Below are 18966 nucleotides of genomic sequence, written 5' to 3' on the forward strand. Positions count from 1 at the left end.
ATGTGGGAGCGTCTCCGCCGGTCACCTCGACCATGCCTGGCCGGGCAGCGGTCGTGCCACCAGTAGAGGCAGATCATATGCACTGATCTGCCGCCGAGCGCTCGTGGTGGCCAGGCGGCGAGCCGACACGCACGCTGGTGCCGAGATCAGTGCGGCCCTCGCATCACGCGGGTGTGCTACTGATGAAGGCCTCCGGCCGGCACAGTACGGTGATCCGATATGACAGGCCGACGTTGGACCAGATCCGGCCCCGCAGCGTGAGGCAGATGCCGACCCGGTCTTCGTGTTCCGGGTGCTCGAAGAAATCCGCACGTGGGTCCGCGATTGCGCCGACCAACCCTTGTGAGCCCTGCGTGGTGCCCGGCACCTGGAGCAGGCCGACGGCAATCTGGATCTCGGCGTCGTCGAGCTCGCGGACGGTGTACCAGTGGGTGTCAGGCAGAAACAACTGCGAGTCGACAACACGCCGCTGGTAGTTCGGTCCCATCATCCCGGATGCCGGGTCGGGGATGTCACCGATCCAGGCCGTCCCTGCGAAGTCGGTGCGCAGCCGCTGGGCGTCGGAGCGGAACTCCGTCACGAGCGTGTCGAGACGAGGCTGGGCGACGAGGTGCACGGATGCGTCAGTCATGATCGCACTCTAATCCGGGCCGGTGACACCTAACGTGGCCACGGTGGCCCTCCGGATGCGGCACGCCGCGGCCCGCCGACTGAAGCACCACCATCCGCTACGACCGCGCCCGCAAGAACCTCGACCACCACCCCAACTACATCCTCGCCGCCTTCATGGCCTCTGGAACATAGCCGTGGTCGAAGCACGATCGTGCCGACGAGAGTGCGAATGTGCCGACGACCCTCGCGAGCGCATAACGTCCCGGATCTAGGATCATTCACATGGTGAGGATTCTTGGTAAGGCTGTCTCTGACTGGCGCACCGAAATGGCACGCTGGTCGACCGATGGTCTCGTCGAGCCGCTCAATGACGCCACTGTAAGCAACTGGCAGGTGAGCGCCGAATCTCGAGTGCTCCTCTCGGAAGTTGGCCTGCCGGCATTCGGATCGATCTTCACTCGTTGTCCTCAAGATAAAGAGGAGCCACTAGCTCCCCCTTACTACATCCTGGGGATGGAAGCTGTCGGAAGGCATCCGCACGTACTCTCCACGGATTCTGCCTGTGGGTGTGGATACTTTGGAGTCAGTGCCGCCGATGGCACCGTCTCTCAACTGTTCCCTGACGGCGAGATACTTCCGGTCAACTCGACTCTGCCGCTTTTTTACTATTTTCTTCATAAGGTGGGCGGAGCCTGGCACCGAAGTGAAAGTGAGATTTCCGAACGAATCGCTGTACGGCGGGCCGAGGCGGTAATGCGACGCCTAGTCAAAAAAGACCCCATACTAACGAGCGGGGCTGACTCCTTCTGGGGTTATCTTTTTGAGCGCCCGTGGGGTTGAGCGAGCCTCAGCAACGCACTGATTTGCCGCCGAGCGTGCGCGCGGTTGCTAGACCGGCTGTCACGCAATGCCGGGCTCCGGTCGTTCGGTTGTGCCGCGCTGACGAAGGTCAAGATAGGCCAGGATGGGCTGCCGGGCAGTGGTCGTGCACGCGTGGGATGAGCCCTGGCTTCTAAACCTGAAAGGCAATGACGAGAGCACCAAGGAAGCCGCCGAAGCCGACTGCGTAGCCTAGGACAATCCCAAGGTATCGACGTCCAGGGCGCAACGACAGCGAGCAGAAGGATATGGCGAAGCCGATCGCAACTGTCAGCAAGGGACCGACGGCGACGAGCTGCTGCCCTGTCGATGTGCAGATCAGTTCGCTATCCGAGTCGCCACACTTGTCGCTGGCATACGGGAGAACGAGCAAGCTGTACAGCGCTGCGGCTCCGCCTCCGAGCGCGAGTATCAGGACCGCAGCGACGCCGCTTCTGTGACCACCCGTTTGTCTGTCGCGCGGATTTCCGCCCGTGAAGAGACGTGGCCCTGAGTCCTGCATGATCCGCGACGATACCGCTTGACGATGGGCGGAGCTGTGTTTCACCGGGATACCGGCATGCACGGATCTGCCGCCGTCCGCGTGCATCGCCTGGTGGATCCTGATCACTACTGTCGGCCGCATGCCGATTTCGTCCTACATCGCCAGCCTTCGTGCTCATGTCGGCCACGATTTGTTGATGCTGCCCGGCGTTAGCGCCGTCGTCCGCAACGACCGAGGGCAAATCCTGCTCGGCCGACGCAGCGACGATGGATCCTGGGGACTTCCGGCCGGCGCCATCGACCCCGGCGAACAGCCAGCCGATGCTGTGGTCCGGGAAATCTACGAGGAGACGGGCGTGCTCGCCGAGATCGACCGGATCGGCGGCGTCGCTCTGAACCGGGCCATCTACCCGAACGGTGACGTCTGCGAGTACCTCAACGTATGGTTCCGCTGCCACGCGGTCAGTGGGGACCCGCGAGTGAACGACGACGAATCCACCGAAGTCGCCTGGTTCGAGCCGGATGCCTTGCCTGAACTCGACCCGCTGTCCCGGCTTCGGATCGACACGACACTGACCGCCGACGCTCCAGCGTGGTTCGCCAAGCCCGGTGAACGCCATCCCGCACTCGGCCGCCCTCAACGTGACGGCACACCGGCGAACGTGTCTGACGAACGGTAGCGCCTGAATCAGCCGTGAATCGGTTCAGAATGGCGCCGGCATCGTCGGAGGCGAGGTGATGCACGACCAGCGCGACCCGCTGACGGACCGCCCGACGGCCCGGGCAGTGTTCCTGCCACCGGCTCACCTGCGAAACGCGACCCTCCGCTGGCTTTGGCCGCGGGGTGGTCCGGCATCCTGGGGACGTGGCAGATCCGGAGCGGTTTCTCAAGTTCGAGCACGGGTACCGGGATGGGTTGCATTACTACAGGGTCGCCGTCGATCAGTCGGATCTTCCTAGCCCGGTATGGCCAGGTTTGCAAAAGCATGGCCACTACCCGGAAGATCCGGTCCTGAATCCGTGGCACCGACACGGAATCAACAGCTGTGATGGGGAATCGCTCGCGGTCTGGCGTGCGCTGACCTGGGCGTTGACCGCAGGCCGGAGCCGGTATGTCATTCCCTGTTATCTCCGTGACGAGGTGGCGCAATGTCTGGGCGTCGACCACAAGGCCATACAGCTGGTTCGGTGGGAGTACGAGGTTGACATCGAGCTGCCGGACTGGGAAACCGCCGACTACGGGTTCGTCCCCGCTCGCACCAACAGCTTCCTGCGCCCATCCGAGGATACCTGGGACATAGATCACGTCGGATTCGCTGGCCTGTTCGAGGTGAACACCTTCCGGCAGCTCACCGACATCGATCGCGTGCTCGCCGGCGATACCTGCTCCGAACTCACGGTGTTCGCCCTGCGCCGTGCTGGAAGGCGAGACAGTTTGGCTGCCGCGCTCAACCAGAGCGACCGCCCTGATCTGGCCGCCATCCTCGAACCCGGCGACATCTTCGTCGACATGGCGGTGGACCGCGAAGGAGGCGCCTTCCCCGCGAGCTATTTCACCGTCAAAGCGCCCGATGTAACCCCACAGGTTGATCAGCTCGCCGACCACTTCAGCCAAGCGTTCCGCCGTTACCTGAACCTCGTCGGCCAGATCCACACGTTGAACGACTTTCATGCCGCAATCGACAACCTGCTCGCCCCGCCACACACCGCCAGCATCCACCAAGGCTGAATCCTCACCGCCGCAGTCGCCGGGCACGTCTGCCGAAATGAGCGCTGATGCCTTGGTCAGGGGCGGTCATGCAGGAACCATTCGCCGCTGCGGGTCAGTGCGATGGCGAGTTGCCACTGTTCACACTCCAGTGCCATCAACTGCCCGGCAAGCTCCCATGCCTGCTGGCCGGGCTGCGGTCGGCGTTCTGCGATGAACTGCAGCACCGTCCCCAGCCGGCAACCAGAGCGGCGCCCCACCGCTGATGCCATCGGAACATGGCGGCGGCCCATGCCAGATGGCCGTCTTGGCGGGTTGCCCCGTGGTAGGACAGCCAAGCGGGAGCCAGCCACTGCGATTCCGTGGGCAGCAAGACCAGCTGCACCTCAGGCCAGGTCTGCCACCTGCTGGTGCCGACGAGGTACTCGGATCCGCTGAAGGCACGATCGGCCAGCGGTGGATCAGCCAGCAAGGTCTCATAGGTCCACCGCTGCACGTCATTGCCGGTGACCGGCCCGGCCAGCTGTTCGAGTGCTCGAGGTACCTCGCCGGACCCCAGGAATGCCTCGACGTAGTGCTCGATCTCCCACTTGTCCTGCGGTTCATCTCCACGACGCTGGTACACCGACCACGGGTCCAGCGTCTGAGCCGCCGGCCTCGGAGCTGCGGCTTGCAGGGCGCCGGGCCGTCGCATCCGGGCGTCCGGTGCGGAGATCCGGCGCGACCAGCCGCTCTCCCCGCCGGACGCCGCACGTCATGTGCAGGCCACCGCACCGGTCGAGTCCGAGCCGGAACCTTTGCATCCCCGGTGTTGAATGGTGGGCATGGAGTGGGTCGTGCCGTTCGCCGTGGTGTTGCCGTTGGTGCTGGGCGCTCTGGTGATCGCCGGCGGTCGCCGCGGCGCTGCCGATCGTCAGGCGCAGAGGCTGGCGGCAGTGGAACGCAAGCTGAACCTGATCATGGCGCACCTGGACATCCGCGAACTCGAGCCCGACGTTCCCGGGGCGGTACTGCAGCAACTGCTTGCCGGCCGCAAGATCCATGCGATCAAGGAGTACCGGGATGCGACGGGTGCCGGCCTGAAAGAAGCCAAAGACGCCGTAGAGCTCCTCGCCCGGCAGCGTGGCCTGGAATAGCAATCGCGGCGGCTCGATCGGCCACTGCTCGTTTGCGGTGCACCGGCGCGGGTAGCGAATGCTCCGGTAGGGACAGGCCCGCCGGTGCAGGAGGCGCTGATGCAAGCGATGGTCTACCGCGGTCCGTACCGCGTCCGGGTGGAGGAGAAGGACCGGCCGGCGATCGAACATCCCAACGACGCGATCGTACGGGTGACGCGTGCCGCGATTTGCGGTTCCGATCTGCACCTTTACCACGGGATGATGCCGGACACCAGGGTCGGCATGACGTTCGGCCACGAGTTCGTCGGCGTGGTCGACGAGGTGGGTTCGTCGGTGCAGCGGCTGAAGGCCGGCGACCGGGTGATGGTGCCGTTCAACATTTTCTGCGGCACCTGTTTCTTCTGCGCCCGTGGCCTCTACTCCAACTGCCACAACGTCAACCCGAACGCCACCGCGGTGGGCGGCATCTACGGGTACTCCCACACCTCGGGCGGCTATGACGGCGGGCAGTCCGAGTTCGTCCGGGTGCCGTTCGCCGACGTCGGGCCGAGCCCGATTCCGGACTGGATGGACGACGACGACGCGGTGCTCCTGACCGACGCGCTGGCCACCGGGTACTTCGGGGCGCAGCTCGGCGGCATCGTCGAGGGCGACGTGGTGGTGGTCTTCGGTGCCGGGCCGGTGGGGCTCTACGCGGCGAAGTCGGCGTGGCTGATGGGCGCCGGCCGGGTGATCGTCATCGACCACCTGAACTACCGGCTGGACAAGGCGCGTTCCTTCGCCCACGCCGAGACGTACAACTTCACCGAGTACGACGACATCGTCGTGCACATGAAGAAGATCACCGAGCATCTGGGCGCCGACGTGGCGATCGACGCGGTCGGTGCCGAGGCCGACGGCAACCTGCTGCAGCATGTGACGAGCGCGAAACTGAAGTTGCAGGGCGGCTCGCCGGTCGCGTTGAACTGGGCGATCGATTCCGTACGCAAAGGTGGCACTGTCTCGGTGATGGGCGCGTACGGCCCGATGTTCAGCGCCGTCAAGTTCGGTGACGCGGTCAACAAGGGCCTGACCCTGCGGATGAACCAGTGCCCGGTGAAGCGGCAGTGGCCGCGGCTGTTCGAGCACATCCGCAACGGCTACCTCAAGCCCAGCGACATCGTCACGCACCGGATCCCGCTGGAGCACATCGCCGAGGGGTACCACATCTTCTCGGCGAAACTCGACGACTGCATCAAGCCGCTCATCGTCCCGAACGCCGCGTAGGGGAGCACATCATGGCGTACACCCCGGACAAGCCCAAGCTCGCCGAGTCCAGCGACGAACTGCGTGCCCGCATCCCCGGCTGGGGTGCCGACCTGGACCCGAGGGACCGGCCGTCGGTGCCGCAGGAGATCTTCGACCCGACTTTCAGTGGCGCCCACTGGGAGTTCCCGGAGCGTCAGCCGGAGCGGTGGCCGCGGGAGAAGTCGATCGAGCACAAGTTCGTCACCCCGGTCTTCGGCACGTCCTGCCCGCCGCGCGGACTGTCCGGCGCGATCCGCCGCTACTCGTACGCCAAGTACAGCGAGGGGCGGGCCGCGCACTGGCTGCTGCTGCTCGCGGCCGACCGGGTCGACGTGGCGGAGAGCGTGCTGCGTTCCTTCGCGACTCTGCGCCCGGACAACCCGTTCACCCAGACCGGTGTACGCGCCGAACGGTCCCATCACGGGCTGCGTTCCCGCCTGGGTCAGAACCGGGCGGACGTGGTGCACCATCCGCTCGACCCCATCATCGTCGCCGCCCCGTGGATCGCGGGCGCCGGGCTAGCGTACGCACTGGTCCGCCGCCTCGTCCGCCGCAAGGGATAGCCGCCGGCCATGAAACGGCCCGTCATCGCCCCGGCGGTGACGGGCCGTTGGTGCTCATCGCATGCCGTGAGCCGCCGGTGTTCTCGTCACGCCACCTGGTAGACGTAGTTACGGCCGTGGTCGGAGTCGTACGCGGTGCAGCGGCTGACGTGACCGTAGACCCGGAACCAGATCTCCACCCGGCTGGTGGTGGGCTGCAGGTCGATGGTCGCCGGCAGAGCCTCGCCGTCATAGTTGGTCAGCCGCTTGGCGAGCGCGGGACCGTCGTCGAGACGGTAGAAGACATCGATGTGCCAGCCCGGCATGCCCCTGAGCGTCTCGCGGCACTGGGGCAGGCGGGAGGCGTCGTACCGTACGGCGAGGGAACTGTCCTTGCGGATCTGCCCGGTCAGTGACTCGGACCAGTCGGCGTTGAACGAGACGACCGAGGGCTGCCGGATGGTGTAGTGGTAATTCGCGCCGGACCGGGAGTCGTACTCGGTGCAGTCGGTGGTGTCACTGGAGCGGAACCACAGCTCCAGGTTGCGGGCGCCGAGCGGCAGGCGCAGCGGGGCCAGTGCCGTGACCTGCTTCCAGTCGTCGTTCAGCCGCGTGGCGAGCTCGCTGCGAACCGGGCCTCCGTCGACCCGGTATTCGACGTTGATGGTCCAGGCGTCCATGCCGTTGTGCTGACCGCGGCACTTCGGCAGCCGGTCGGTGGCGAAGTCGACGAGCACCGGCTTGTTCGCTTCGAGGACGCCTTCGACCGTGTCGTTGCGGTCGGCGGGGAACCGCAGCAGTGGCGCGGACTTGAGCGGCCGGAGGGTGGTGACCGGCGAGGTGTTGCCCGCCGCGTCCACCGCCTGCACACCGTAGGTGTACCAGGTGCTGCCGGTCAGTGCGTGGTCGTGGTAGCTGTCGGCCGGGGCGGGCACGGTAGCGATCTGCCGGCCGTTGCGAAGCACCCGGTAGGCGGTGACGTCGTCGTCCGGAGCGGGGGTCCAATAGACGCTGAGCGGGCCGTCCCCTTCCGCCGAGGCGTCCGGGGCGGCGGGTGCTGTGGTGTCGGCGGCGGCGGCCGGCGTCGCGGCGCCGAACAGGGCGGCCGACGCGGCGAGCAGGAGAACACTCACTCGCCGGGCGACCGACGCCGTGGTGGGGGTCGAGATGTGCTGCATCGTTTCCCTTACGGAGATGGAGGAGGCACGCTTCCCCGTCGAGCAGGACGGAGGCAAGCGACCTCGAAATCCTGCAAGTTCTTACAGTCGGCGTCAAGAATTTCGTCACCGAAAGCAACGGCTCAACCCCTCAATGCGATCCCCTCCCGACGCATGCCGCCTGCTCATGCGACTGCCGGGTCGCCGCCTGTGTCGGTGGTCACGCCGCTTCTCAGCAGTTGACGTGGGTTTTCACCTCGCCCCAGCGCGAGGATGGCGAGTGTCGACCGTCTCATCGAGGCGAAGTCGATAGGGGAAGCACTGGCCACGGCAGCGTCGACCGACTCGATTAATCGCCACTCGTCAATGCCGCTACATGACGTTCATTTGCAGGAAATGAAAGAACTTGCGGTACAGCGGGCCAACTCCACTATGGTCGACCGGCGCGTCTCGTATGTGCTCCCCACCAGGAAGGAAGTCATGACCATGCCCCGCATGCCCCGCATGCTCCGCAGTGTGCTGATGATGGCCCCGGCGCTCATCGCCGCTCTCGGAGTCTTCGCCGCTCCGGCCAACGCCGGCCCGAACCCGGCCGCCACCGGTACCCCGGTGCTGCACTTCAACGCCGACGGAAGCACGTCGGTCGAGGGGACCATCGAGTCCGGCCATCCGGTCACCATCGACTTCGACCCGGCTCGCCTGCCCCTCTGCCGCGGCGAGGACCAGTACGGAGACTCCTGGGGTATCTCCGTCCGGTACCGCATCGACGGTGGCGAGGTGCGGCTGTACCCGGTGACCGAGAGAGTGACGGCAGACGGCAAAGACACCACCATCCGGGGCCTGGCCACCCTGCAGCTGCGCCCGGACACCCGGCACCTCGAGATGTGGTTCGTCGGCGAGGACCGCTCCGGCTGCCACGAGGAGGACACCAACCACGGCGCGAACTACCGGTTCGACATCAACCAGCCGCCGGTACTGGCCCGCGCCACCTACAACGCCGACTGGTCCGAGACCCTGACCGGGTCGCTGCGCAAGGGCGGCGCCCTGGTGGTCGACTACAACCCGGCCCGGCTCCCGCAGTGCCGTACCACCTACCGTGGCTACCCCGCCTGGACGATCACCGCTTTCTACCGCTTCGACGGTGGTGCCGTGCAGTCCACGCCGGTGAACCAGGGAGCCGAGGCCATCCCGTTCCGCATCGACGTCCCGGCGAACGCCCAGAAGATCGACACGTGGTTCACGATCTCCAACTACTACTCGCAGTGCTCGGCGTACGACTCGGACTACGGCAAGAACTACACCTTCTCCATCAACTGACACGAGCGTGGGCCAGGCAGCGCGACTGCCTGGCCCACTGCCGGCCTCTGGCCCGCGAGAGTGCGTTCTCGAATCACGGCATATGTGCCCGCATGGCGAATCCTCACCAGGTGACAAGGCGGCAATGGCCGGGGCGGGAGGTCTGCCCTGGTCAGTAGAGTTCTGAACATGGGAAACGGCCTGGTGCCATATCTGTGCTGCGCTGACGCCGCGGCGGCTGTCGACTTCTACACGTCCGTGTTCGGCGCTGTCGAGGTTCAGCGCTGGACCGGCGACGACGGCCGGATCGGGCACGCCGAGCTGCATTTCGGCGGCGAGCCGCTGTATCTTGCCGACGAGCATCCGGAGATCGGCGTGCAAGGGCCACGTGCCCTCGGCGGCACGGCGGTGTCGTTGGTGCTCACCGTGCCGGACGCGGACGTGACCGTGGCCGGGGCGCTCCGTGCGGGCGCCACATCCGAGCGCCCCGTCACGACGCAGGATGACGGGGCACGCGCCGGCTGGATCATCGACCCGTTCGGGCATCGATGGAGCGTGCAGACCCCGGCGCCACAGGTGCCCGTGGAACAGCTCCGCGATCGTGTCGGCGATCAGTACGACATCACCGACTAGCGGACTGGCGGACCGGCCGGGCCAGGGCCACCTCCCAGGCCTCCTCCGCCGTGCACGCGACATCGGGGCGCACGCCCGAGCCCTCCCAGTTCGAGCCGGTAACGGCGTCGATCACGGTGCCTTCCGGCAGGAGGCCCACCACCTGGCCGGTCAGCCGGACCGGGGTGACATGGTCGGCGGCGCCGCGGGTGGTCTCGCCGACGATCACGGCCCGGCCGCGTACCTGCAGGTGATAGGCCAGCGCTTCCGCCGACGAATAGGTGTGCGAGCTCACCAGCACGGCCAGGTCCTGGGTCAGCGCCGAACCCGGCGGGCGGGTGCGGGTCCACCACTGGCGGCGCCGGTCGCGGTAGATCACCTCGGACAGCGCCTCCGCGCCGTCGCCGAGCAGATGTTCGGCGATCAGTGCGAGGGTGCCCGGGTCGCCGCCCCCGTTGCCACGCAGGTCGAGCACCAGTCGCCCGGCACCGCGGGCCAGGGCGAAGGCCGCTTCCAGGTACGGCCCGGCGTACTCCACCGGATCGAGGGTGTCGAGGGTCAGCGCGAAGGTGCCGTCCGCCAGGCGCCGCACCTCCCGGACCCCGGCCGCCCGGGCCCGCACCTGCTCCGGATCGACCGGGGGCCAGCCGTGCGACCGGGTGTCCGGCTCGGCCGTACCGCCGGCGTCGAAGTGCAGTTCGAGGTGGCGGGTGTGCATCCGCGCGCAGGCCTCGACGGCGCGGCAGCCGGCTGCGGTCAGCGGCTCGGGCCGGTCGGCGAAGGTGTCCTCGAGATCGGCGGTGAGCCGGTCGAGACGCGGACCGGGCGGCATCAGCCGGCGCAGCCAGCCGGTCAGGTGATGGGTGAATCCGGTGATGCCGGTGAGCTCGTCGATCGCCATGATCAAACGGTAGGGGGCGGCCGGGCCACCGGCATCGTTCCCCGCTCTGCCCTCGGCAGAGCCGCCGCGGGAGGCATGGGCGCGCGGGCCGGGGGAATCCCGTCACCATGGCGGCACACGCGGGAGACCTGGCGGAGAAGACCCGGCATTTCCAGTGCGCGCGCTGCGCCGAGCGGGTGCTGGTGCAGGCCGGGGCCACGATCCCGCCCTGCCCGAACGGCCACACCGAGTACAAGAGCCGGATGCAGGCGGCCCCGAGTAGGCAGCGGTCCAGCGGGTAGTCGGCCGGCATGTTGAAACGAGGCGTATGGCAGGGAATGGTGGCCGGCCTGGCCGCGGCCGCGGTGATGACCGCGGCGGAGAAGCTGGAGCAGCGGTTCACCGGGCGGCCGGACTCGTACGTACCGGCCCGGGTGCTGGCCCGTCTGACGGGTCTCCCGGAGCGGCCGCCGGCCGAGGCACGCGGGCTGAATCTCACCATGCACTACGGGCAGGCCGTCCTGCTGGGCGCGGTCCGCGGGATCATGGCGCAGGCCGGGTTACGTGGTCCGTGGGCGTCCGGCATGTTCACCGTGGTGCGGCTGACAAATGACCAGATCCTGGAGAACGCCACCGGGGTGGGCGCGCCACCACAGAGCTGGCCTCGCCGGGAACTGGCGGTGGACGTCCTGCACAAGGCCGTCTACGGGTTCGCCACCGGCATGATCGCCGATCTGCTCGCGGCGCGCGACGGCCGTGGACCCGGTCAGCGCCACGCCGCGAAGCGCCCGGGCCGCCGGCCGGACGCCGGCCCGCTGCCCCGCCACGCCACGGCGAGCAGGTAGCCCGCGAAACGGCGATCCGTGGCCCGCGCGACGGTCTCCGACTGCCGGATTCTGTGCACGCCGACGACTACCGTACAAGGGCAAATGGGGATTTGTTTCTCGGAAAGGTTGCCCGATGGAAACGATATTCTCCTCCGGGCCTCGCGTGCGGGGCCGCCTGGCGTCGTCGTACATCCTGGCCGGCTGGGCTTCGGTGACCGCCCTGGCCACGATCTCCGCGATCCTGCCGAGAGAGTCGCTGACGTTCGGCATGGTCGCGCTGGGTCCCGCATTGGCGGCCCCCTCGGCTTGCCCGGTGGCCGTGCTCGCCATCGGCGGATATGCGCTCGCCACCAGCTTCGCCGTTTCCACCTGGCAGGGGCTGCTGGGCTCCGCCGGACAGATCTTCCGGCTGCTGTTCGTGGCCGTCGCCATCGTCATCTGCTGGTTCCTGGCCCTTCACCACCAGCGGATGCTGCGGATCTCCCGCGACGCGGCCCGGGAACGGGAGCGGCTGGCCGCGGTCGCCGAGCAGTCCAGCGACGCCATCATCGCGACCACCCTGGACGGCATCGTCACCGCCTGGAACGGCGGTGCGGAGCGCATGTACGGCTGGCGGGCGGACGAGGTGATCGGCCGGCCGTTCGCGGACCTGATCCTGCCGGACGGCAGCCGGGACATCGTCCAGGAGACGCCGGCCAGGCTCGCGGCCGGAGAACAGATCACCCTCAGCGAGACGAGTCGGGTCCGCAAGGACGGCACGACCTTCCTGGCGGCGGTCACCATCTGGCCCGTCCGTGACGAGCACGGTGTCGTGGTCGCCGCGGCCGCCACCGAACGCGACATCACCGAGGAGACGACGGTACGGGAACGCACCGCGCGAGCCGACCGGATGGAGAGCCTGGGCCAGCTCGCCGGTGGAGTGGCCCATGACTTCAACAATCTGCTCGCGATCATCCTCAACTACGCCGACTTCCTGGCCGACGAGGTCACCGGGGACGCTGCCGAGGACCTGGCGCGGATCCGCAACGCCGCCGACCGGGCCCGATCACTCACCAATCAGTTGCTTCTGTTCGCCAAGAGCGAGCCCACCCAGGTGGAGGTCATCGACCTGAACCAGGTGGTCACCGAGGCCGTCGCACTGCTCAGCCGCTCCATCGGCGAGAACATCCGGCTGGTCAGCCGGCCGGCCCCGGAGGCCATGCCGGTCCGGGCCAACCGCGGGCGGCTCGATCAGATCCTGCTCAATCTGGTGATCAACGCGCGGGACGCGATGCCGGAAGGTGGCGTCGTGTCGATGGAGACCGACCTCGTCGAACTGGGCGAGGGCCCGTCCACCGCACCGCCGGCGGGAAGCTACGTGCAGCTCACGGTCTCTGACACCGGCTGCGGGATGACCGCCGAGGTCCGGGACCGTCTCTTCGAGCCGTTCTTCACCACCAAACCCGCCGATCGCGGTACGGGCCTGGGGCTCGCCACCGTGTACGGCATCGTGGGCGACGCCGGCGGCACCATCGGTGTCGAGTCGGCACCGGGAGTCGGCACCACGTTCCGCATCCTGCTTCCGTCGGCCGCCGCGGCGGTCACATCGCCGGCCGGCCCGGCGGCAAGTGACCACGGCCACGGTCACGGCGAGTTGATCATGGTGGTCGAGGACGACGACTTCGTCAGCGACCTGGTGATCCGTGTCCTGCGGGAGAACGGCTACCGCGCCACGGCCTTCGGCGACGACTCGCTCGCCGCCCTGGACATGCAGGACGTCGCCCTGCTGCTCACCGACGTCGTACTGCGGGGCCGGTCCGGTCCGATGCTCGCGTCACGCCTGCGGGCCCGTCGCCCCGACCTGCCGGTGTTGTTCATGTCCGGTTACAGCGACGCGGAGGTACGTCGCGAGCACGGCATCGACATCGACGTTCCGATCCTGCAGAAACCGTTCACCGCCGTCGAGTTGCTCGCGGGTGTCGGGGAGGCACTGAACACCGCTCCGGTCACCCATCGCGCGGCCAGCAACTGACATTCATGGCTCCGGCCACCCGGATGTGACAGACGCCACTGAAGAGCAGATTTGGCGCGACCCTCGAGCGGTGCTCCCACCCGCCGGTGATCGCATGATCACCTGCCGTTTCTGTCGCTGGTTACGCGGCCGAGGGGCACGCAGCATCAGGGCCGCGCGGGTGGTTCACAGGGAAGACACAGATCAAGACCGATTTGACCGCGGGCGCGACAATCCCACCGATGAACAAGCCCAGCCCTGCACCCCGGGACAGCACGTCCGCGGAAGCCGCCGAGGTCGATGAGTCGGCCGAACCCACGGTCGCCTTGAGTGAACCCGTCGACTCCGGTGACGGTGAGGCGACGGTCACCTTGCCGGCCGCCGAGATCTCCGACGCGACGGTGGACCTGGCATCTTCGCCCGGCTCCGAACCGACCGCCGACCTGGCGTCTTCGCCCGGCTCCGAACCGACGGCTCACCTGACGGCGGTCTCGCCGGATGCGGATTCCGCCTCGGATGGCGATGAGTCCGAGCCGACAGTGACCCTGCCGGCAGCCGAGGCTGCCGACACCCCGGCGGTGCCCGCCGACGATGAGTCCGAGCCGACCACGGTGCTCTACGCCGAGTCGGAGCCGACCACGGTCCTCTCCACCGAATCCGAGCCGACCACGGTCCTCTCCACCGAATCCGAGCCGACCACCGTGATCACCGCCGAGTCCGAGCCGACGATCTCGTTGCCCAAGCCCCGGATCTCGCCGGAATCGACGGTGGCGCTGCCGGTCGGCCGGGAGTCCTCGGCCGAGGCGGAGCCTACGGTCGCCATGCTGATCCCCTCCCCGCCGGCGCCCCGGCCCGCGCCGGAGCCGACGGTCACGCGGCCGTCCATACCTGCCCCCCGGTCCGCGCCGACCGTCGCACCGCCGCCCTCCGAGCCGACGATCGCCCTGCCGGTCGCACCGCCGGCGCCTGCCGTCGTACCCCAGCGTGCGAAGCCTCTCTCCCGCCGGCGCCTGCTCTGGGCGATCCCGGCCGCCGCCGGCACCGCCCTGCTCGGTGGCACGATCGCCGCCCTGGCCGGCCGCGACGAACCGCAAGCCGCCAAGACCCCCAACCTGGTCGTCACCGAGCCTGCCCCCTCGGAGATCCCTACGCCGGCCCCCGCCGTACCCCAGCCCACGACCCCGGTCATGAAGGTGCCGGTGCACACCCTGCAGGACTTCCGCAAGATGGTCCCGGGCGACCCGTTCCCCACCGACGCCATCGCGCTCACCATCGACGACGGCCCGCATCCGGTCTGGACGCCCCAGATTCTGCGCCTTCTGGAGAAGCACCACGTCCCGGCGCTGTTCTGCATGATCGGCAATCAGGTCCTCGGGCACGAAACCACCGCCCGTGACGTCGCCGCCGACGGTCACCGGATCGCCAACCACACCTGGAGCCACCCGCTCGATCTGGCCGAGCTGCCGTCCCACGCGGCGATCAAGCAGATCCACCGGGCTCAGGACAAGATCTACAGCACCACCGGGATCACCCCGAGCCTGTTCCGCTCCCCCGGCGGCGCCTGGTCCAAAGGGCTGTCAGAGGCGGTCTCCCAGAGCAACGTGATCCCGATGGACTGGACCACCGATCCGCGCGACTGGGCGCGCCCGGGCGTCGCCCACATCACCAAGCGCCTGCTCGCCGCCGGTCCCGGCCAGATCCTGCTCTGCCACGACGGAGGCGGTGACCGCTCCCAGACGCTGGCCTCCCTGAAGACCGTCATCCCGGCCCTGCAGGCGAAGGGCCTCAAGTTCGTCGCCCTCATGTGACCGCCGGGCCCGTCCGCCGCAGCAGTCGTGTGGACCGGAATAGGCTCCTGTGGTGGATCACGTACGCCGGGCTGTCGTTCTCGCGGATCATGCCCAGTTCTACGTCCAGGATGCCGAGGGGCAGGCCGCGGACGAGGAGGACGAGGACTACGACTGGCCGGAGGCATGGTCGGACGAGGCGGTCGACGTGTGGCGCATCGGCCTGGACGGCCCATGTTCCATCGCGATCGGCACAGCTCGCAGCGACCATGTCGAGACGGCCCTGCGGGTGCATCGTGCCCGTCCGCCGTTGCTCGCTGATGCCGGGCACGTCGTGGAGGCGGACCTCGCGGTGCCGACCGGTGCCGACCGGTGTCGTAGCCGTGATCCGGCAGGGCGGTCCCGCGTGACCGGCGCGGCAGCGAGAGACCGGGCTTGATCGGGAGCGTACGAGGCTGCTCGCGCGTCTACCCGCATGGACACTGACATCGTGGCGGAGACGCGCGACGATCCACCGGCGGAGGACGCCTCGTTCGAGAGCTTCTACGCGTCCGCTGTGGACCGGGTCTACCGCGCGCTCGCGGTCGCGCTCGGTGACATCCACCTGGCCCGCGACGCCGCCGACGAGGCGATGGCACGAGCCTTCGTCCGGTGGGGGCAGGTGTCGGTCACCCAGAACCCGGCCGGGTGGGTCTTCCGGGTCGGACTGAACTGGGCCACCTCGTGGCGGCGCAAACTCCGCCGCGAACGCGCGTTCCCCGAAACCGAGCGCGGACTGCCGGCCCTCGAGCCCGGCCTGCCGGACGGCGACGCCGAAGCCGCCCTGGCCCGTCTGCCGATCCCCACCCGCGCGGTCGTCGTCTGCCGGGTGCTTCTCGGGATGTCCACCGCGGAGACCGCGACGGTCCTGCAGATTCCCGAGGGCACCGTACGCAGCCGCCTGTCCCGCGCGATGTCGGCGCTGCGCGACACTCTGGAGGAGAAGTGATGAACGATCTCGAGCGTGCCGTCCGGACCACGGCGGCCCGCGTCCCGTCCGTCCCGCACGATCTCCTCACGATCCGGTCCAGGGCTCGACGGATCAGGCGCCGCCGTACGTTCCTCGCCGCCGCCGCGGCCGTCGTCACGGTGGCAGCCGTGACGGCCACGGTCCCGCAGCTCATCCCGCGCCGTGACGTGATCGTCGGCGACCCCTTCGGTGGCCCACCGATCGGGCTCTGGCTCGACCGTGAGGCACCGCCGGTCACGCAAGGCGTACCGTCCGGCATCCACGTTCCCGGATCGTCCGGTGAGATCACCGCCCAGTTGCGCACGGTCGACGGTGAGCCGGCCGTGGTCGAGGTCGCCGAGCCACAGCCCGGCTTGAGCGAGGCCACCTATCTCGGCCCGGCGCCCCTGCCCGGCGGCGGGCTCGCCACCATCGGTTTCGCGCCCGGCCGTCTCGACTCCCGGGTGGCCCTCGTGACCGACGCGGACGGCCGGCCGGCGAGCAACCGGCCCCTGCCCGAGATGAAGTCGCATGCGAACCGGTCGATGCCGATGACCGGCAACAGCACCTCCCTGTTCTGGTGGCACATCCTGCGCGAGACCGACGTGGAGACGCGGCCGGTGCTCGTCACGTACGACATCGGGCACGGGACCCTGAGCGAACGCACACCCAGCACCGCCGTCACCGGCTGGGAGTTGCCGTACGTCGGCATGCAGGCCACCGAGAACCGGATCGTCGAATGGCCGTCCGAGTTCGGCCGTACCTGCTCGTTCGAGATCCTTGACGCGTTCACGGGTGAGCGCATCGCGCAGTTCCGGCCTGGCATCACCGGCTGCGACGACGTCTATTTCGCGCTCTCCCCCGGTAACCGGCACGTTGCCGCACTCGTCACCACCCGCTCCGGCGGAGAGCGCACCCAGCGGGTCGTGGTGCTCGACGCGCAGACCGGCAAGGCCGTCAAGACCTTCGACACGCCGGGGCCGGTGACGGCGAGCCTGTCCGGCTTGGCCTGGGTCGACGAGACAGCCATCCGGTATGCCCGGGGCGACCTGAACGCCGGCCCCCCACTGGTGCTGACGATGAAGCTGTAAGGCCGCTCACGTCAGGAGTGACTCGAGGCCCGGCGCGGTCCGGGACGCGACGAATTCCGTCACCGTGTACTCGGCGAGGCCCTGCCGCCGGAACGGGTCCAGGTCGAGGCGGCACTCCAACTCCGCCGGCGTGACGCCCGTCGCGAGGATGACACCACCGACGCGGGGAACGCGGCGGCCCGACGCGAGGAAAACGCCGTCCGCGTACTGCTGATCCAGCCAGGCGACATGGTCCTGCAGCGCCGCGTCGATCTGATCGAGGCCCGCACGGTAGGTCAGCGTGATCACGAACATTTCATGATCGTATGGCACCCGGCTCCGAGGCCGGTTCCGTGACCGCACCGTACTGCTCGGACCATGTGGTCATCGGGCAGGTGTCGCCGGGGTCGTTCTCCGGCGGCGGACCACCAGCAACGCGAGGGCGCTCAGGCCCAGGGCGACCAGCAGGCCGCCGAGGACGGTGCCCAGCAGCAGACCGCTGCTCTCGCCGCTCGCGGCCTCGAGGTCGGGCGCCGCCACCGCGGCCACGCTCGCCCCCGGCTCGGACGCCTCGTCCGCCACCGCGACGGAGCCGGCCGTCGCGTCCGGTGACGACGATGTCCGGGCGGGCACGGCCACCGCTTTCAGGGTCAGTTGCACGCTCGCGGCGTCGCCGGCGGAACCCTTGACGGTTTTCCGGGCGGTGCGGTAGCCGTCCATGGCCGCCGCGACCGTGATCGGGCCCTCAGCGATTGGCTTACCGGCGTTCGGCCTGATCGAGAACCGGCCGTCCCGGTTGCTCGTCGTACGGTACTCGTGCCCGGCGCTGTCCCGGACGGTCAGGGCCGCGCCGCCGATCGCTTCTCCGCCGGCGTCGCGGACCCGGCCGGAGACCCGTTCCACCTGGGCCGGCGGCTTGTCCGCGCCTGGCGTGGAGGTGCCGGGGCCGTGGACGTACACCGTCCTGTGGTCGAAGGTGTTCTGCCCGCCGAGTCGTACGGCGACCGAGATGTTGAGGCCGCTCACCTCACCCGCGCTCGCCCGGGGCGCGACGAGTGTGGCCTCGAAGTCGCGGCTCCTGCCGGGTCCGAGGTTCGGCTCCGCCCGGCATCCGGTGTTGCACTTCAGGCCGCCGCCGACCACCACGACGGCCGACTCGGCTGTCTTCCCGGTGTTCGTGACGCGGAAGCGCACGCGCACCGTGTCGCCGGGCTTCACGTTCTCCGCCGACACGCTGAGGATGCGAACGGGTGCCGGCGCGCCCGCCACCGGTGTCGCTGTCACCGTGAGCATCGCCCCGGCCAGCGTGATCAACGCGGCGGCCCGAGTCCATCGGGCACGTAAGCGCGTCGTCATTTCCCACCCTCTCCGGGACAGGCAGCATCGGTCGATGACACCGCGGGCCACTATGCCCTGCCGGGGCGAATCGCGCGACCCGGGCGTGGAGGTGAAGGCTTCGAGAACATTCCGGGATCGCGGGAGGCCACCGCCGGTGGCGGGTATGCCGGTGGGCATGACACTTCCGAATCATGATCTGAGCACCGTCGCTGATCCTGGCTCCATGGATCCCGAGGCCATGACCGAAGCCGGCCACGAGGATCCGGGCGAACGGGACGACCGTCAGCACCACGCCGGCGGCAGCGGACCCGGTGTGCCCGGCCGCGCCGCCGACAGCCCCGCCGTACAGGGCAGCCCGGTCGGCCCGCCCGACTGAGACCGGCGCGGCCCGG

The 18966-nt window shown here is 68.6% G+C and carries 22 protein-coding genes; 16 read left to right on the forward strand and 6 right to left on the reverse strand.

The window, feature by feature from the left end:
- Positions 1–163 precede the first annotated feature (163 nt).
- Complete coding sequence (locus tag AB0G04_RS32480; RefSeq protein WP_360990564.1) at positions 164–616, reverse strand: hypothetical protein; 453 nt, start codon at positions 614–616, stop codon at positions 164–166.
- Positions 617–894: 278 nt separating this feature from the next.
- On the opposite strand from AB0G04_RS32480, the gene AB0G04_RS32485 reads away from it, so the two are divergent.
- The 3 genes from AB0G04_RS32485 to AB0G04_RS32495 all read left to right on the forward strand — a co-directional run bounded on the left by AB0G04_RS32485 (position 895) and on the right by AB0G04_RS32495 (position 3703).
- Positions 895–1452 (forward strand): SUKH-4 family immunity protein, encoded by a 558-nt coding sequence (locus AB0G04_RS32485; RefSeq protein WP_360990567.1) that lies wholly within the window; start codon positions 895–897, stop codon positions 1450–1452.
- Between the two features lie 662 nt (positions 1453–2114).
- The gene (locus tag AB0G04_RS32490) at positions 2115–2654 is read left to right on the forward strand and encodes an NUDIX domain-containing protein (protein WP_360990569.1); all 540 of its coding nucleotides are present in this window, start codon (positions 2115–2117) and stop codon (positions 2652–2654) included.
- 185 nt (positions 2655–2839) lie between these two features.
- Positions 2840–3703: a hypothetical protein gene (locus AB0G04_RS32495; RefSeq protein WP_360990571.1), complete on the forward strand. Its 864-nt coding sequence runs from the start codon at positions 2840–2842 to the stop codon at positions 3701–3703.
- Between the two features lie 56 nt (positions 3704–3759).
- On the opposite strand, the gene AB0G04_RS32500 is transcribed toward AB0G04_RS32495, so the two are convergent.
- Complete coding sequence (locus AB0G04_RS32500) at positions 3760–3909, reverse strand: hypothetical protein (protein WP_360990574.1); 150 nt, start codon at positions 3907–3909, stop codon at positions 3760–3762.
- A 597-nt stretch (positions 3910–4506) separates the two neighbouring features.
- Here AB0G04_RS32500 and AB0G04_RS32505 point away from each other — a divergent pair.
- The 3 genes from AB0G04_RS32505 (at position 4507) to AB0G04_RS32515 (ending at position 6650) form a co-directional block, all read left to right on the forward strand.
- Complete coding sequence (locus tag AB0G04_RS32505; RefSeq protein WP_360990576.1) at positions 4507–4818, forward strand: ribosomal protein L7/L12; 312 nt, start codon at positions 4507–4509, stop codon at positions 4816–4818.
- 99 nt (positions 4819–4917) lie between these two features.
- Positions 4918–6066 carry a zinc-dependent alcohol dehydrogenase gene (locus AB0G04_RS32510; protein WP_360990578.1) on the forward strand — a complete coding sequence of 383 codons (1149 nt, stop codon included), beginning with the start codon at positions 4918–4920 and terminating at the stop codon, positions 6064–6066.
- Positions 6067–6077: 11 nt separating this feature from the next.
- Positions 6078–6650, forward strand: coding sequence for a hypothetical protein (locus tag AB0G04_RS32515; RefSeq protein ID WP_360990581.1), 573 nt, complete (start codon positions 6078–6080; stop codon positions 6648–6650).
- Between the two features lie 86 nt (positions 6651–6736).
- On the opposite strand, the gene AB0G04_RS32520 is transcribed toward AB0G04_RS32515, so the two are convergent.
- The gene (locus AB0G04_RS32520) at positions 6737–7807 is read right to left on the reverse strand and encodes a DUF6209 family protein (protein ID WP_360990584.1); all 1071 of its coding nucleotides are present in this window, start codon (positions 7805–7807) and stop codon (positions 6737–6739) included.
- Between the two features lie 459 nt (positions 7808–8266).
- Here AB0G04_RS32520 and AB0G04_RS32525 point away from each other — a divergent pair, with 459 nt between their 5' ends.
- Together AB0G04_RS32525 and AB0G04_RS32530 are read left to right on the forward strand one after the other, a co-directional pair.
- Complete coding sequence (locus AB0G04_RS32525) at positions 8267–9103, forward strand: DUF6209 family protein (protein ID WP_360990586.1); 837 nt, start codon at positions 8267–8269, stop codon at positions 9101–9103.
- Between the two features lie 168 nt (positions 9104–9271).
- On the forward strand, positions 9272–9715 hold the full coding sequence (locus AB0G04_RS32530; RefSeq protein WP_360990589.1) for a VOC family protein: 444 nt from the start codon (positions 9272–9274) through the stop codon (positions 9713–9715).
- Here AB0G04_RS32530 and AB0G04_RS32535 read toward each other — a convergent pair.
- Positions 9705–10595, reverse strand: a complete 891-nt coding sequence (locus tag AB0G04_RS32535; protein ID WP_360990592.1) for a S41 family peptidase — start codon at positions 10593–10595, stop codon at positions 9705–9707. The two genes, AB0G04_RS32530 and AB0G04_RS32535, sit on opposite strands and share 11 nt — an antisense overlap.
- Before the next feature lie 107 nt (positions 10596–10702).
- On the opposite strand from AB0G04_RS32535, the gene AB0G04_RS32540 reads away from it, so the two are divergent.
- From AB0G04_RS32540 to AB0G04_RS32570, 7 genes are all read left to right on the forward strand, one after another.
- Positions 10703–10876: a hypothetical protein gene (locus AB0G04_RS32540; protein WP_360990594.1), complete on the forward strand. Its 174-nt coding sequence runs from the start codon at positions 10703–10705 to the stop codon at positions 10874–10876.
- 9 nt (positions 10877–10885) lie between these two features.
- A complete protein-coding gene (locus AB0G04_RS32545) occupies positions 10886–11419 on the forward strand; it encodes a hypothetical protein (RefSeq protein WP_360990597.1) in 534 nt (177 codons plus the stop codon).
- Between the two features lie 115 nt (positions 11420–11534).
- Complete coding sequence (locus tag AB0G04_RS32550; RefSeq protein ID WP_360990599.1) at positions 11535–13412, forward strand: PAS domain S-box protein; 1878 nt, start codon at positions 11535–11537, stop codon at positions 13410–13412.
- A gap of 221 nt (positions 13413–13633) precedes the next feature.
- Positions 13634–15199: a polysaccharide deacetylase family protein gene (locus AB0G04_RS32555; RefSeq protein WP_360990602.1), complete on the forward strand. Its 1566-nt coding sequence runs from the start codon at positions 13634–13636 to the stop codon at positions 15197–15199.
- Positions 15200–15251: 52 nt separating this feature from the next.
- Entirely contained in the window at positions 15252–15617 is a 366-nt protein-coding gene (locus AB0G04_RS32560) for a hypothetical protein (protein ID WP_360990605.1), read from the forward strand.
- Between the two features lie 51 nt (positions 15618–15668).
- Positions 15669–16166 (forward strand): sigma factor-like helix-turn-helix DNA-binding protein, encoded by a 498-nt coding sequence (locus AB0G04_RS32565; protein WP_360990608.1) that lies wholly within the window; start codon positions 15669–15671, stop codon positions 16164–16166.
- On the forward strand, positions 16166–17257 hold the full coding sequence (locus tag AB0G04_RS32570; RefSeq protein WP_360990611.1) for a hypothetical protein: 1092 nt from the start codon (positions 16166–16168) through the stop codon (positions 17255–17257). Before AB0G04_RS32565 ends, AB0G04_RS32570 begins: the two co-directional genes overlap by 1 nt.
- 6 nt (positions 17258–17263) lie before the next feature.
- Here AB0G04_RS32570 and AB0G04_RS32575 read toward each other — a convergent pair whose 3' ends face one another.
- Positions 17264–17551, reverse strand: a complete 288-nt coding sequence (locus tag AB0G04_RS32575) for a YciI family protein (protein WP_360990613.1) — start codon at positions 17549–17551, stop codon at positions 17264–17266.
- A gap of 69 nt (positions 17552–17620) precedes the next feature.
- Positions 17621–18592, reverse strand: coding sequence for a carboxypeptidase-like regulatory domain-containing protein (locus AB0G04_RS32580; RefSeq protein WP_360990616.1), 972 nt, complete (start codon positions 18590–18592; stop codon positions 17621–17623).
- Positions 18593–18797: 205 nt separating this feature from the next.
- Here AB0G04_RS32580 and AB0G04_RS32585 point away from each other — a divergent pair, with 205 nt between their 5' ends.
- On the forward strand, positions 18798–18950 hold the full coding sequence (locus tag AB0G04_RS32585) for a hypothetical protein (RefSeq protein ID WP_360990619.1): 153 nt from the start codon (positions 18798–18800) through the stop codon (positions 18948–18950).
- Positions 18951–18966: the final 16 nt, after the last annotated feature.

It is taken from the genome of Actinoplanes sp. NPDC023801, assembly GCF_040639655.1.
In the GTDB taxonomy this organism is placed as follows: domain Bacteria; phylum Actinomycetota; class Actinomycetes; order Mycobacteriales; family Micromonosporaceae; genus Actinoplanes.